At 70.9% G+C, this 14,427-nt stretch carries 11 protein-coding genes and 1 pseudogene; 2 read left to right on the top strand and 10 right to left on the bottom strand.

The window, feature by feature from the left end:
• Positions 1-4 precede the first annotated feature (4 nt).
• The 9 genes and pseudogenes from ACWGJM_RS16260 to ACWGJM_RS16220 all read right to left on the bottom strand — a co-directional run bounded on the left by ACWGJM_RS16260 (position 5) and on the right by ACWGJM_RS16220 (position 10,415).
• On the bottom strand, positions 5-2,185 hold the full coding sequence (locus ACWGJM_RS16260; RefSeq protein ID WP_453412326.1) for an MMPL family transporter: 2,181 nt from the start codon (positions 2,183-2,185) through the stop codon (positions 5-7).
• Positions 2,186-2,377: 192 nt separating this feature from the next.
• Positions 2,378-2,533, bottom strand: a pseudogene (locus ACWGJM_RS16255) (Fe-Mn family superoxide dismutase); the annotation flags it as partial.
• A gap of 101 nt (positions 2,534-2,634) precedes the next feature.
• The gene (locus ACWGJM_RS16250) at positions 2,635-4,011 is read right to left on the bottom strand and encodes an amino acid permease (RefSeq protein ID WP_453412325.1); all 1,377 of its coding nucleotides are present in this window, start codon (positions 4,009-4,011) and stop codon (positions 2,635-2,637) included.
• Between the two features lie 120 nt (positions 4,012-4,131).
• On the bottom strand, positions 4,132-5,034 hold the full coding sequence (locus tag ACWGJM_RS16245) for a TauD/TfdA dioxygenase family protein (protein WP_453412324.1): 903 nt from the start codon (positions 5,032-5,034) through the stop codon (positions 4,132-4,134).
• A gap of 20 nt (positions 5,035-5,054) precedes the next feature.
• Positions 5,055-6,389, bottom strand: a complete 1,335-nt coding sequence (locus tag ACWGJM_RS16240; RefSeq protein ID WP_453412323.1) for an LLM class flavin-dependent oxidoreductase — start codon at positions 6,387-6,389, stop codon at positions 5,055-5,057.
• The gene (locus tag ACWGJM_RS16235) at positions 6,386-7,120 is read right to left on the bottom strand and encodes an ABC transporter ATP-binding protein (protein WP_453412322.1); all 735 of its coding nucleotides are present in this window, start codon (positions 7,118-7,120) and stop codon (positions 6,386-6,388) included. The genes ACWGJM_RS16240 and ACWGJM_RS16235 overlap by 4 nt, the downstream gene beginning before the upstream one ends.
• Positions 7,096-7,947: an ABC transporter permease gene (locus ACWGJM_RS16230; RefSeq protein WP_453412321.1), complete on the bottom strand. Its 852-nt coding sequence runs from the start codon at positions 7,945-7,947 to the stop codon at positions 7,096-7,098. Before ACWGJM_RS16230 ends, ACWGJM_RS16235 begins: the two co-directional genes overlap by 25 nt.
• The gene (locus ACWGJM_RS16225; RefSeq protein WP_453412320.1) at positions 7,944-9,011 is read right to left on the bottom strand and encodes an ABC transporter substrate-binding protein; all 1,068 of its coding nucleotides are present in this window, start codon (positions 9,009-9,011) and stop codon (positions 7,944-7,946) included. The genes ACWGJM_RS16230 and ACWGJM_RS16225 overlap by 4 nt, the downstream gene beginning before the upstream one ends.
• A gap of 204 nt (positions 9,012-9,215) precedes the next feature.
• Positions 9,216-10,415 (bottom strand): ROK family protein, encoded by a 1,200-nt coding sequence (locus tag ACWGJM_RS16220; protein ID WP_453412319.1) that lies wholly within the window; start codon positions 10,413-10,415, stop codon positions 9,216-9,218.
• 431 nt (positions 10,416-10,846) lie between these two features.
• Here ACWGJM_RS16220 and ACWGJM_RS16215 point away from each other — a divergent pair, with 431 nt between their 5' ends.
• Positions 10,847-11,425, top strand: a complete 579-nt coding sequence (locus tag ACWGJM_RS16215; RefSeq protein ID WP_453412318.1) for a biotin transporter BioY — start codon at positions 10,847-10,849, stop codon at positions 11,423-11,425.
• 159 nt (positions 11,426-11,584) lie between these two features.
• Here ACWGJM_RS16215 and ACWGJM_RS16210 read toward each other — a convergent pair whose 3' ends face one another.
• The gene (locus ACWGJM_RS16210; protein ID WP_453412317.1) at positions 11,585-12,298 is read right to left on the bottom strand and encodes an LPXTG cell wall anchor domain-containing protein; all 714 of its coding nucleotides are present in this window, start codon (positions 12,296-12,298) and stop codon (positions 11,585-11,587) included.
• A gap of 252 nt (positions 12,299-12,550) precedes the next feature.
• Between ACWGJM_RS16210 and ACWGJM_RS16205 the strand changes: the two genes are divergently transcribed.
• On the top strand, positions 12,551-14,392 hold the full coding sequence (locus ACWGJM_RS16205; protein ID WP_453412458.1) for a serine/threonine-protein kinase: 1,842 nt from the start codon (positions 12,551-12,553) through the stop codon (positions 14,390-14,392).
• The last annotated feature ends 35 nt before the right edge of the window (positions 14,393-14,427 follow it).

Here is a 14,427-nt window from a genome sequence, read left to right as displayed (position 1 = left end):
CCGATCAACGTACGTCGACCAGCGCGTTGCCGGGAGCGGGTTCCGGACGCGCGGCCGGCCGTGCCGGCCACCAGCTGCGCTCGCCGAGCAGCAGCAGTGCCGCGGGCAGGATCAGGATCCGTACGACGAAGGCGTCCAGCAGGACGGCCGCCGCCAGGACGAAGCCGATCTGCTTCATCTCGATGATGTGCAGGAAGACGAAGCTCACGAAGACCGTCGTCATCACCACGGCCGCGCTGGTCACCACGCTCGCCGACCGGCGGATCCCGTCGAGGACCGCCCGCCGGGTCGGGGTGCCGGCGAGGACCGCCTCCCGGATCCGGCTCACCACGAACACCTGGTAGTCCATGGACAGTCCGAAGAGGATCACGAACAGGAACAGCGGCACGCGCGAGCCGATCGACCCGGTGGAGTGGAAGCCGAGCAGCCCCTCGGCCCAGGTGTGCTGGAAGACGAGGACGAGCAGACCGAGCGCCGCCGCCGCGGACAGCAGGTTGAGGGCGACGCCGATCAGGCCGAGGACGACGGAACGGAACGCGTACAGGGTCATCGCGAAGGTGACGAGCAGCAACGCGCCGAGAACGAGGGGCAGTTTGCCGTTCTGGTGGTCCGGATAGTCGGTGTAGCGGGCGACGTCGCCGGTCACGCCGTACTCGGCGCCGGTGATCCGGCCGACGGTGGCGGGCAGGTAGGTGTGGCGCAGGTGGTCCAGGGAGTCGTACGCCTGGGGGGAGTTGCCGAGGTACGGCACCCGTAGTTCGAGGGTGCTGGTGCGGTGGTCGGCGGAGGTGCGGATCCGGGACGCGCCGGTGAACAGCGGGTCGCCGGCGGCTCGGTGGGCGAGGGCGCGCAGAGCCGCGGTGACGTCACCGGACCGCTCCGGGGTGGCCCGTACGACGACCTGGTGGGTGACCCGGTGCTCCGGGAACGCGGCGTTGAGGCGGTCGTACACCCGCATCGCGGGGATCTCCCGGGAGTGTGTGTCCCGGCTCATCTCGGTGATCTTCAGGCCGCCGAGCGGGGCGGCGAGGGCGAGCAGCGCCAGGACCGGGACGCACAGCGCGGCCAGCGGATGCCGGGCGGCGGGCCGCAACAGGGCCGACCAGAACCGTCCGCCGCCCTCACCCCTCAGCCGCCGGGCGGGCTTCCCGCGCCCCGCCCGCCGGAGCGCCCGGCGCTCGGCGCGCCTGCCGAGCAGGACCAGCAGCGCGGGCAGTGCCGTGAGCGAACTGGCCACCGCGACCAGGACGACCACGACCGTGCCCGTGGCCAGCGAGGAGAAGATGACGTCCGAGGCCAGATACAGCGTGGCGGTGGAGGTGACGACCGCGAGCCCGGAGACCACGACCGCCCGTCCGGAGGTGGCCGCCGCCAGCTCCACCAGCGCCTCGCTGCCCAGCCGGCCGCTCGAGCGGGCCCGTTCCTCCCGCTCCCGTTTGAGGTAGAAGAGTGTGTAGTCGACGCCGACCGCCAGCCCGATCATCAGGATCACGTTCGTGCCGACCCCCGCGTCGGGCGAGGCGTGCGAGGCGACCATCGCCAGCCCGACGGCCGCCGCGATCGACGACAGCGCGAGCAGCAGCGGTACGGCGGCCATGGTGACGGACCCGAAGGCGACCAGCAGGGTGACCAGGGTGACCGGCAGCGTGATCTTCTCGGAGAGGGCGAGATCGTCGCCGCGCTGCTCGTCGACCCCCTTGCTGATGGAGGGACTTCCGGTCTCCTGGAGCAGCAGCTCGGGGTGGGCCCGCTGCACGGCCTGGGTCTGTGCGACCAGGGCGCCGACCTTGTCCTTCGCGTCCCGCTCCTCGCCCTTCACGGACACCTCGACCATGAGGAGGCGGCCGTTCGAGGAGCGTACCGGGGCGGCCACGGACGCGACCTCGGGCAGCCGCTTCATCCGCGCGCCGAGGTCCCGCGCGGCGGAGTCGGCCCGGTCGTCCAGGGCGCCCGAGCGCGCCGAGATCAGCACCTGCTCGGTGGACAGCCGCTCCAGGTGCCCCTCGGCCGCCATGGCCTCCGCCCGGCCCGCCTCGCCGACCCGGTAGTCCGCGGTCGTCGCCCCGTGCGTGCCGACGGCTCCGCCGACGCCCAGACACAAGGCCACGAACAGCAGCCAGCCGAGGACCGCCTTCCAGGGGTGCCGCGCACTCCAGCTCGCTATGCGCACAGTCGGTGTTCTCATGCCCCAAAGCCTTGCCGTGCAAGGCAGTTGCGGGAAACGGGTACCCGGTTGAACCTGCCGTCCACCGATCGGTGGACCCGCAAGGAGGGGAAAGCCCCCGTGAGTCACGTGCTCACGAGGGCCTCCTTCTCTCCGCCCGCCGTCGTGAAGGGTGAGAAGACGATCACGAGGCGGGACGATCGGGGGGCGCCGTCAGGACGCCAGGAGCAGGACGTCCGCCCGGGACTTGGCGGCCTCGTACCGGCGGGCCCCGCCCTGCCAGTTGACGACCTGCCACATGGCCTCGATGAAGTCGACCTTCCGGTTCTTGTACTGGAGGTAGAAGGCATGCTCCGAGGCGTCGAAGACCCTCGAGGCTTATTGCAATGAGCTTGCAATTACACGCTAGCAACAAGAAGCCCCCGCGAGGGTGTCGCGGGGGCGTTTCGGGAGGGGAAGCGGGGAGGGGATCAGGACTTGGCGCGCCTGCGCTGCCAGACGTAGCCGACCGCGGCCAGGAACAGTGTCATCCCGCCGGACGAGTACAGCTGCACCCGTGTGTCCGGCTCCCGGGCCATCAGGACGAACACCGCCGCCATGCCCGCCAGCGCCACCCAGGTCAGCACCGGGAACGCCCACATCCGTACGACCAGCTTCTCCGGCGCGTCCCGCTCCACGCGGCGGCGCAGCAGCAGCTGGGAGACGGCGATGAAGATCCAGACGATCAGGATCACCGCGCCGATCATGTTGAGCAGCCAGGGGAAGACGTCGTCCGGGCGCCAGTAGCTGAGCAGCACGCAGACGAAGCCGAAGACGCAGGAGGTCAGCACGGCGGCGCGCGGCACCCCGCCGGAGATCTTCGCCAGCGTCTTCGGGCCCTGGCCGCGCAGCACCAGCGAGTAGGCGATGCGCGAGGATCCGTAGATGTTGGCGTTCATGGCGGAGAGCAAGGCCACCAGGACGACCACGTTCATCAACTGGCCGGCGCCCGGGATGCCCAGGTGGTCGAGGGCGGCGACGTACGGGCCCTTCTCCACGACCGCCTTCGAGTTCCAGGGGACGAGGGTGACCACCACGGCCATCGAGCCGATGTAGAACAGCGCGATGCGCCACATGGCCGTGCGGACGGCGCTCGCCACACCCCGCACCGGGTTCTCCGACTCGGCCGCCGCGATGGTGACGGTCTCCAGACCGCCGTACGCGAAGACGGAGGCGAGCAGGCCGATGACCAGGCCCTCGCTGCCGTTCGGGAGGAAGTCGGTGAGATGCGAGGCGCCGGGCGAGTCCGCGCCGGGCAGCACGCCGGCGACGGCCAGCACGCCCAGGACCAGGAAGAGGCTGATCGCGCCGACCTTCAGCGCGGCGAACCAGAACTCGAACTCGCCGAAGTTCTTCACGGCGGCCAGGTTCGTGCCGCAGAACACCACCATGAACAGCGCCACCCACGCCCACTCGGGCGTGCCCGGCAGCCAGCCGGTGACGATGTGCGCGGCGCCGATGCCCTCCAGGCCGACCGCCGTGCACAGCAGCACCCAGAAGGACCAGCCCGCGGCGAAGCCCGCCCACGGGCCGATCGCCCGCTCGGCGTGCGCGGAGAAGGAGCCCGAGGACGGGTACGCGGCCGACATCTCGCCGAGCATCCGCATCACCAGCATCACCAGGAGGCCGGAGAGGGTGTAGGCGATCACGATCGACGGTCCGGCGGCGGCGATGCCCGCGCCGGAGCCGACGAACAGGCCCGCGCCGATCACGCCGCCGAGGGCGATCATCGACAGATGGCGCTGCTTGAGGCCGTGGGAGAGGGAGGTGTCCGACTCCGGTGGAGCCTTGACGGTGGTGCTGGGCATGGCGCGGCTCGTCCAGTGCGATAGATGGGCAAAAACGCCCACAGTGTGGGCGGCCCCTCCGCTCGCACGGAGAAGCCGCCCACTATCCGGACGCCCGCCGTACGGGCGGTGCCCGTCCGGTTACGCGGCGACCGGCGTGAGTACGGGCGTGTAGTGCGAGGCGTCGCCCTCGATCGAGTAGCTCTCCTTGCCCTCGATACCGACCGGGACGTCACCGGCGACGGTCACCCGGTGCAGCCGGCGTGGCTGCCCGTCGTAGTTGTCGATGGCGTAGTGCTGGGTGATCCGGTTGTCGAAGAGGACCAGCTGGTTCGGCGACCAGCGCCAGCGCAGCACGTTCTCCGGCCGGGTGACGTACGCCTGGAGCAGGTCGAGGATCTTGCGGGACTCGCCGGTCGACAGGCCGACGATCCGCTGGGCGAACCCGCCGATGAACAGTCCGCGCTCGCCGGTCAGCGGGTGCACCCGGACCACCGGGTGGGCGGTGCGGTACTTGATCGAGGTGAACTGGGCGCGCTGGGCGGCCTTCTCCTCGTCGACCTCCTCGTCCGGCACCGCGTAGTCGTAGTCGTTGGTGTGCTCCGCCCACAGGGTGTCGGCCAGCCGGCGCAGCGGCTCGGGCAGGTCGCGGTAGGCGGCGGCCGAGCTGGCGATCAGGGTCTCGCCGCCGTAGGGCGGGATCGTGATGCTGCGCAGGGTGCTGGCCTGCGGTGGGTTGAGGACGAAGGTGACGTCGGTGTGCCAGTGGTTGGCGCGGCCCCGTTCGCTGTCCACGGGCAGCACGTTCGGGGCGCCCTCGACCGCGCCGACCGTCGGGTGGGCGGTGGTCAGGTCGCCGAAGTGGCGGGCGAAGGCCTGCTGGCCGGCGTCGTCGAGGTGCACGTCGTCGAATACCAGCGCCTTGTGGACGTCGAGGGCCTCGCGGATCGCGGCGGCCTCCTCCTGGGCGAGCGGCTGGGAGATGTCGACGCCGGAGACCTTGGCGCCGATGCGTGCGGTGACCTTGGTGATCTCGATGGACATGAGGATTCCTTCCGGACGACTCAGGCGAACGCGGGTGTCAGGTACTGGTTGGCGGGGCGGGGGAGGCCGTAGCGCTCCCGCAGGGTCCGGCGGGGGCCGTACTTGCCGCGGAGCAGGCCTCTGGTGCGCAGGATCGGGACGACGTGCTCGACGAACGCCTCCAGGCCGGAGGGCAGTACGGCGGGCATGATGTTGAAGCCGTCGGCGGCGCCCTGGGTGAACCAGCGCTCGATCTGGTCCGCGACCTGCTCGGGTGTACCGGCGAAGGTGAGGTGCCCGCGCCCGCCGCCGAGCCGTCCGATGAGCTGCCGGACGGTGAGCCGTTCGCGCCGGGCCAGCTCCACCACGAGCGTGTAGCGGCTCTTGGCGCCCTCGATGGCGGACTCGGGAGGCAGATCGGCGGGCAGCGGCTCGTCCAGCTCCAGGGTGCCCGGCTCCAGTTGCAGCAGGCTCTCCAGGCGGGCCGTGCCGTGGTCGTACACGATGTGGTCCTCGAGGACCCGCTCGTTCGCCCGCGCCTCCGCCTCGGTCGACCCGAGTACGGGGACGATGCCGGGCAGCACCTTGACGTGCTCGGGGTCCCTGCCGGCCTGCGCGGTACGGGACTTCAGGTCGGCGTAGAAGGCCCGCGCGTCCTCGATGGTCTGCTGGGCGGTGAACACCGCCTCCGCGTAGCGGGCGGCGAAGGCCTTGCCGTCCTCGGAGGAGCCCGCCTGCACGAGGACCGGGTAACCCTGCGGGGAGCGCGGGACGTTGAGGGCGCCCTCGACGCTGAAGTACGTGCCCTTGTGCCGGGGCGGGTGGATCTTGGCGTCGTCGCCCCAGACACCGGCCGCCTTGTCGCCGACGATCGCGTCGTCCTCCCAGCTGTCCCAGAGCTTGAGAGCCACGTCGAGGAACTCGGCGGCGCGGGCGTACCGCTCGGCGTGCGCGGGCTCGGCGTCGAGGCCGAAGTTGCGGGCGGCCTCGGCACCGGCGGTGGTGACGATGTTCCAGCCGGCCCGGCCGCCGCTGATGATGTCCAGCGAGGCGAACTTGCGGGCCAGGTTGTAGGGGGAGTTGTAGGAGGTGGAGGCGGTGGCGATCAGACCGATGTGCTCGGTGGCCGTCGCCAGCGCGGTGAGCAGGGTGAGCGGTTCCAGGGCGCCGGCCGGGCGCTGGGCCAGGTTGCCCCACAGCTGGGGGCCGTCGGCGAGGAACAGCGAGTCGAAGGTGCCGCGCTCAGCGATCCGGGCCAGCTGGACGTAGTGGTCCAGCTCCACGTGGGCGTGCGGGTCGCTCTCCGGGAGCCGCCAGGACGCCTCGTGGTGGCCGGTGTTCATCAGGAACGCGTTGAGGTGGAGCTGTCTCGTCATGCGTGGTCCTCCGTCACGCCCAGCGCGGCCAGCAGCCGCTCGCGGTATTCGCCGAGCACCGGTTCCCGGTAGGAGCGCGGGTGCGGGCGGTCGATGGTCAGGTCGAGGCCGATGCGGCCCTGCTCCAGGACGAGGACCCGGTCGGCGAGCACGATCGCCTCGTCCACGTCGTGGGTGACGAGCAGTACGGAGGGCTCGTGGCGCTTCCACAGCTCGCGCAGCAGGTTGTGCATCTTGATCCGGGTGAGTGCGTCCAGGGCGCCGAACGGCTCGTCGGCCAGCAGGAGTTCGGGATCGCGGACCAGGGAGCGGGCGAGGGCCGCGCGCTGGGCCTCGCCGCCGGACAGCTCGCCGGGCCAGGCCCGCTCGCGGCCCCCCAGCCCCACCTCTTCGAGGGCGGCCCGGCCGCGTTCCTCGGCGTCCTTGCCCTCGGTGCCGAGGAGTACGTTGTCCAGGACCCGGCGCCACGGCAGCAGCCGTGAGTCCTGGAAGACCACGGACACCCGCTCGGGCGCGGTGAGCTGCCCGCTGCCCTCGACGCCGTGGTCCAGGCCCGCGACCGCCCGCAGCAGCGTCGACTTGCCCGAGCCGCTGTGCCCGAGCAGGGCGGTGAACTGCCCGGCGGGCAGGTCGAGGTCGATGCCGTCGAGGACCGTGCGGCCCGAGAAGGACCGGGTCAGGCCCCGCAGCTGGACGGTGGGACGGGTCAGCTGCCCAGTGTGCGTCGCCACGACAGCACCCTCCGTTCGACGATACGGACCACGCTGTCGGAGACCAGGCCGAAGACGCCGTAGATCAGCAGGCCGACGAGGATGACGTCGGTCTGGCCGTAGTTCTGGGCCTGGAACATCATGTAGCCGAGGCCGCTGGTGGCGTTGATCTGCTCCAGCACCACCAGGCCGAGCCAGGACCCGGTGACGCCGAGCCGGAGTCCCACGAAGAATCCGGGCAGCGCACCGGGGATGACGACCTGCCGGATGAACGCGAGCCTCGACAGGCCCTGCACCTCGGCGAGTTCGACGAACCGGCTGTCGATGCCGGAGAGCGCGGAATGCGTGTTGAGGTAGATCGGTATGTAGACGACGATCGCGATGATGGCGATCTTGAAGGTCTCGCCGATGCCCAGCCAGAGGATGAACAGCGGGATCAGACCGAGGGTCGGGATCGCCCGGTTGAGCTGCACGGTCCCGTCGATCAGGGCTTCCCCGACCCGGCTGAGCCCCGACACGAGCGCGAGGGCGACACCGGCGGTCAGGCCGATCGCGAAGCCGTAGGCGGCTCGTTCCAGGGAGGTCAGGATGTCGGTGGGGAGGGTGCCGTCGGTCCACAGGTGGCCGGTGGTCCTCAGGACCGTCCAGGGGGCCGGGATCGCGCCGGGGTCGAGGGCTCCGGCGGCGGAGGCGGCCGCCCAGAGGGCGACGAGGACGGCGGGGCCGATCAGACGGGCGGCGGGGAGGGGTTTGCCGGGGGCGAGCCGGCGGCGCCGGCGTACCCGGTGGGCCTCGTCCTCGGCGGTGGCGACGCCGGTCGCGTTCACTGTGGTGGTCACGGCGCTCACCTCCGGTACTCCGCCGGTACGGCCTTGGCCGCGATGGACTCGAAGCGGTGGTCGAAGAGCGAGGAGACGTCGAACTTCTTCACGAAGCCGCCCTCGGCGAGCAGGTCGGCGGTCTCCTGCTCCCACTTGATCGCCTCGTCCCAGCTGGGCGGGAACAGCGGCTTGTTGGCGAGGTCGCTGATCGACTTGGCCTGGGCGAGGGTCAGGTTCTGCGTCTTGACGTAGAACTCCTGGTTCCAGACGTCCGGGTGCTCGTACTGCCACACCTGGCCCTTGGCCCACTGCGGGATGTACGCGGCGATCGCGGCGGCCTTCGCGGAGTCGTTCAGCACGGACTGCGGCGCCCACAGCAGGTTGAGCAGGTCGACGACGTCGGTCTTGACGACGTGGGCGCCCTTGGCCCCGTACTGCTTCAGGTAGGCGGGGGCCTGGTTGATGGCGAGCGGGGCGATGTCCACCTGCCCGGACTGAAGGGCGGTGAAGAACTGGTTGCTGGTCAGCGGGACCAGCTTCACGTCGTCGTACTTCAGGCCCGCCTTCTTCAGCGCCCGCAGCAGCACGACCCCTTGCGCCTGGCCCTGCGAGAAGGCGAGCTGCTTCCCACGGAAGTCCTCGACCGTGCGGATGTCGCTGCCGGGCTTGGTGGCGAAGAGGTAGTTGGGCTTGCGGGTGATGTCGATCGCCACGATCTTCGCGTCGAAGCCCTGGTAGTGCGCCTGGATCGGCGGGATGCCCGCGTTGTTGGAGAGGTCGAGGGACTTCGCACGGAAGGCGTTGATGACGTCCGGACCGGCCCCGATGTTCACCCAGCTCGACACCGTGAACGGCAGCTTGGGCAGCTTCGCCAGCTTGAACTGGAGCTGCTGCTGGTTCAGATAGGAGGCGATCTTCAGGCTGGTGCCCGCCGGGACCTTGTCGGCGAGGGGCTTGGTGGAGACGCCCTCGCTGTCGGCGGCGGCGCTGCCGCCCGCGCATCCGCTCAGGCCGGCGGCCGCCGCGGAGGCGCCCAGCAGGGAGGTGAGAAACAGACGGCGGTCAAAGCCGGAAACGGGCGGAGAAGACATGGGAGTGCTCCCTGAGTTGTTATGCGCAGGCAGATGGGAAAGCATGCGGAATTCCGGGCAGCAGAAGGCCGAGGAAGGGGAATTCACGCAGGGGAGATACGCGCTTCACGGCGCGTCAACACGTCAGCAACAAAGGGTGCGACAGGTCATGACCAGGATGTTCCCGGTCATGAGCGCCCCCTGTCAACATTCGGAGTTTCTGAATTAACTAGCTTCAGGTGACGCGCCCAGCGGATCCCGATAGAGCACATCGAGAACCACGGATCCGCCCGCCACGGCCAGCACGCTGTCGGAGAAACTCGTCGCGAAAACATCCCCGGCACGGTCCGCCCCGACCGCCTCGCGCAACGCGTTCAGGCAGTCCTCGCGGCGCATGACACCCACCTCGGTCACCACCACCGTCTCCGGGTTGAGCACGTCCAGCAGCAGCCGCGCGGCCCGCCCGATCATCGTGGCCCGCTCCACGAGCAGCCGCACGGCCACCGCGTCGCCGGCGGCCGCCGCACCGACCACGTGCATCGGGTTCGTCCCGTCGACGACCCCGGCCTCCCGGGCCCGTCGGCACAACGTCCGCTCGCTCAGCTCGGCCTGGAGGCAGCCGGTGCGCCCGCACGCGCAGGGCTCGGTGCCGCCCGGCACCGGCAGATGGGCGATCGCGCCCGCCTGCGAACGCGGCCCGTAGTGCACCGCGTCATGGGTGGCGAAGGCCGCGTCGACCACATTGCCGACGAACAGGTGCAGCACGCTCGTACTGCCCCGCGCGCGCCCGAACAGCCGCTCCCCGTTGACCAACGCCCGCGCGTGCCCGTCGACATGGACGGGCAGCCCGGTGCGCGCGCCGAGCACATCCCGCACCGGCACGTCCCGCCAGCCCAGCAGCGGGTGCTCCACGATGGTCCCGGAGTCCCGGTCCACCCAGCCCCCGGCGGCCACCCCGACCCCCAGGGGTCTGGCGCCCGGCGTTTCGGCGAGCAGCGCCGCCAGCCCGTCGGCGGCCCGCGCCAGCACCCGGCCGGGATCGACGCGTTCGTGTTTCAGCTCCCGGCGGGCCAGCACCCGCCCGCGCAGGTCCAGCAGGGCGACCGTGGTGTACGGCACGGCGATGTGCACCCCGCCGACCACGAACCGCGAGTCGTCCAGATCGACGGGCACATGGGGCCTGCCGACCCCGTTCGACCGGCGGGGCGCGGCGGCCTCGCGGATCAGTCCGAGTTCGGTGAAGCGGGCGCAGTAGTCGGTCACGGACGCCGGGGACAGCCCGGTCAGCCGGGCGATGGTGCTGCGGGCCACCGGCCCGTGCTCCAGCACGGACCGAAGCACGACGCTGGCACTGGTGCGCCGGCGGTCGCTGTCGGCGGCACGGGGGACGGGGGAGGCAAGGGTGGATGCCGCGGTACGGGGCATGGGAAACCGTCCTTAAGGAACGGGGCTGACACGTCTCGGGATCGAGGCGTGCCGAGTCCGCTCCGCCCGCCTCACATCGGACGGCGACAGGTGGCCGTGCCCTGGCGTCGCAGGTCGACATAGCGACGCGACGTGAAGTACCGGGCCTGGGCAACCATGCTTGGAAGGGTAGGGCAGGAACGGTGAATCCGACCAGCCCACTAGGATTCCTTTGGTGAAACCCTACAGCCGCCGCGGCGGCCCGGAAGGTGACCGAAACATCCCTGCCTCAGTGACCGGTGTCACGCCGTACCCGGTGTAACCAGCACCATTTGTCAGGACTCCACCAAGCCCGCGTTCCACCCTTTGTCGAGCGCTGACGGTGATCGGCTCGAGGACACCGGTATAGCGTCACGGTGTTCCCACCTGCCCACACCTCTCGCGGAGTCCCCATGAGCACCGCCACCGCCACCGCTCGCCCCGGTGCAGTCCTCGCCGACCTCCTGCCCGCGTCGCGCGTCCGCGACGCCGCGCTCGTGCTGGGCGGCGCCGCGCTCACCGGCCTCGCGGCCCAACTGTCCGTCCCCGTGCCCGGTTCCCCGGTGCCGGTGACCGGCCAGACCTTCGCCGCCCTGCTGGTCGGCACCACCCTCGGTGCGCGCCGAGGCTTCCTCTCCCTCGCGCTGTACGCGCTCGCGGGCGTGGCCGGCGTGCCCTGGTTCGCGGACGGCACCTCAGGCTCCGGCGCGGTGTCCTTCGGCTACGTCCTCGGCATGCTGCTCGCCTCCGCGCTCGTCGGCGAGCTGGCCAGCCGCGGCGCCGACCGCAACGCCTGGCGCATGGCCGGCACGATGATCCTCGGCGAGGCCGTCATCTACGCCGTCGGCGTGCCCTACCTGGCCTACGCCGCCGGCATCTCGGCGTCCGCCGCGATCGCCGCCGGCCTCACCCCCTTCCTGCTCGGCGACGCCCTGAAGGCCGCCCTGGCGATGGGCCTGCTGCCCACCGCCTGGAAGCTCGTCAAGCGCTGAGGCCGTAGATCGGTCGTACGTTGATCGGTCGTACGTCGATTGGTCGTGCGTTGATCGGTCGCACGTTGATCGGTCGCACGGCACAGGGCGGCAGCGTCACCTGGCAGGTTCCCTCACGGGTTCCGTCAGGTGACGCGGCCGCCCTGCGCGATTTCCGGCTCAGCCCTGCGGCCGGCGCCGCGTCCACCAGATCCCGGCCGCGCCGGCCGCGATCAGAGCGCCGCCGACGGCGCCGAGCGGCAGGACGTCATGGCCCACCCCGGTCTTGGGCAACTGGTCGCCGGCCGGGCCCACCGGCTTGTTGTCGGTGCCGAGCAGCAGTGGGGTCGCCGGGGCGTTCGGTGACGGGTTGGTCGTCCCGAACGGCACCGGTCCCTGCTGCCAGAAGGTCTTCTTCCCGTCGGCGGTCTTCACCGGCAGACAGATCTTCCCCGCCTTGTCCAGGTCGTACCTGGCGTCGACCGCGTACGACTTCGACTTGCCGGCGGCGAGTGAGCCGACCGGGCAGCTGAAACCGCTGTTCGAACCTTCCGGCAGGTCCTTTTTCGCGATCGCCGAGCAGCCCTTGACGTCGTTGACCTTCAGGCCGTCGAAACCGACCACCAAAAGCCTGATGTCTCCGCTGTCCTTGCTTCCGTCGTTCTTCACCGTGACGGTGATCGCCGTCTTTTGCGAGCTGTTGTCGACGGAGATCCGCGACGGCAGCGTGGTGCTCAGCTTCACGCCCGCCGGCGCCTCGTCAACGGCCTTTCCCCCCTTGCCGCTTGCCGGTCCCTGATCGTCCGCGACGGCCGAGCACGGAAGGAGCAGCACGGCCGAAAAAGATGCCGTGAGCAGCGATCCCGCGATGGCCGCCATCTGACGAGAACTCATGTTCGTCCCCCTTGCAACCCCCTGGACTGCGCCTGAATCCGCAGTACTTGAAGAGGTACCACAAGATTTCTCCGCACTATGCTGGTACGGCACGAAGTGTGACCGTTGTGTTTCGGCTGGGGCGGTCGTTGAGGGGGGTGCAGCGGATTGCCGGGGAATACGGGAACGACGGGAAATACGGGGAGCGGTGGTGCTCCCGGGTTATTGGTGACGGGGCGTTATCGGCTGATCGAGAGCATCGGTCAGGGGGGAATGGGGCGGGTGTGGCGGGCCGTCGACGAAATACTCGACCGGCAGGTCGCGGTCAAGGAAATGCGGATCGACGGACTCGACGCGGAGGACGCCCGCACCCGCCGCGAACGCACACTGCGCGAGGCGCGGGCCACGGCCCGGATCGACCACCCCAACGTCGTACGCGTCTACGACGTCGTCGACGAGGGTGAACGCCTGTGGATCGTCATGGAGTTGATCGCCGGACGCTCGCTGGAGCAGATCATGGTGACCGAGGGACCGCTCGGCCCGCCCGAGGCGGCGCGGATCGGGCTGGGGCTGGTGGCGGCGCTGCGGCAGGTGCACGCCGGGGGCGTGCTGCACCGGGACATCAAACCGGGGAACGTCCTGGTCGAGGCCGTCGGCAACCGGGTCGTCCTGACCGACTTCGGCATCGCGGCCATCCAGGACGCCAAGGCGCTCACCATGGTCGGCATGCTGGTCGGCTCCCCCGACTACATGGCGCCCGAGCGCATCTCCGGCCGCCGTCAGGGGCCGCCCTCCGACGTGTGGTCCCTGGGCGCCACCCTCTGCGCGGCCCTGGCCGGCCGCTCCCCCTTCTCCCGCGACACGACCCTCGCCACCCTGCACGCCGTCCTCTACGAGAAACCCGAACTGCCGCCCGAAGCGGGTCCGTTGCGCGACATCCTGGCCGCCCTCCTGGAAAAGGAACCCTCGACCAGGCCGGAACTGACCGAGATCGAGGCGGCCCTGCGCCCTGTGGCGTCTTCAGACCCGACGCCGACGCCGACGCTCCAGGTGAGGGAGGGCCCTTCGGGAACGGGAACGGCGGAAGCGACCCCTGTCTTTCCCTGGCCCCCGAGAGAACGGCCCACACTGGCGTTCGTGGCGGTGCCGGAATTGCGCCCGGCCCGGGATCCCCGGCTGCCGGAGCCGGAGATTGTCCCCGAGCCCGAGCCCGAACCGGTGTGCGATGCGGTGCCGTCGAGCGAAGAGACGTCGCCGCGAGCCGAGCCCGTCCCCGAGCCCGTCCCCGAGCCGGTCTCTGCGACTGAGCCCGCTCCGGAGCCCGAGCCGGTTCCTGCGGCCGAGCCAGGTCCCGTGACCGAGCCCGGCCGCGGCGCCGTACCGTCCGAGGCGGAGACCCAGTGCCGTCCGCTCGCCGGTCCACAGGACCCGCACGGCACCCGTACCGCGGGCCGGCCCCCCGGCGAACGGCCCGCGACCGCCCCGGGCCGAGGCCGCCACCGCGCCGCTCTGCTCGCCGCCCTCGGCTCGGTCGCCGCCGCCGCGGTGGCAGGCGTCCTGCTCGCCACCTCGCTCGGCGGCCCGGGCGGCGGCGGTGCGCAGGCGAAGCCCTCGCCCGTCACCTCAGCCGCTTCCACCACCGCCCCGAGCGGCCCGTCGCCCGCCGTGGAGGGCACCTCCCGCCCGCAGAGCCTGCCGCCGGGCGCGCACCGGGAGGCGGGCGGGTACGCCTGGCGGACGCCGGACGGCTGGCGGCGCGACGTGAAGACGGGCGCCGAGGTGCACTACACCTCGCCGGACGGCCGTCAGGAACTGGTCGCCAAGTCCTCCCTGGCCCACGGCGACCTCATGGACACCTGGCGCGCCTCGGAGCGCGACGCCCGGCAGGGCCAGGGCTACGCGAAGATCCGCCTGGCGCAGACGACCTTCCACGGTCACCCGGCGGTGGTCTGGGAGTACACCTTCACGCTCAAGGGCGTCGCCTGGCACGCCCAGCTGCTCGGCTTCGACGCGAACGGGAAGTCGTACCAGGTCAACACCTGGTACCAGCCGGAGATCGAGGCCCAGGCGCTGGCGACGTACGACAAGGTCAAGCAGAGCTTCACGGTGCTGTGAACAGGCGAAGGGGAGGAGCCCTCACGGACTCCTCC

The sequence above is a fragment of the Streptomyces sp. NPDC054834 genome, from assembly GCF_053611185.1.
Note: the sequence above shows the minus strand (reverse complement) of the source record. Positions and strands in the feature narration are given on the sequence as shown.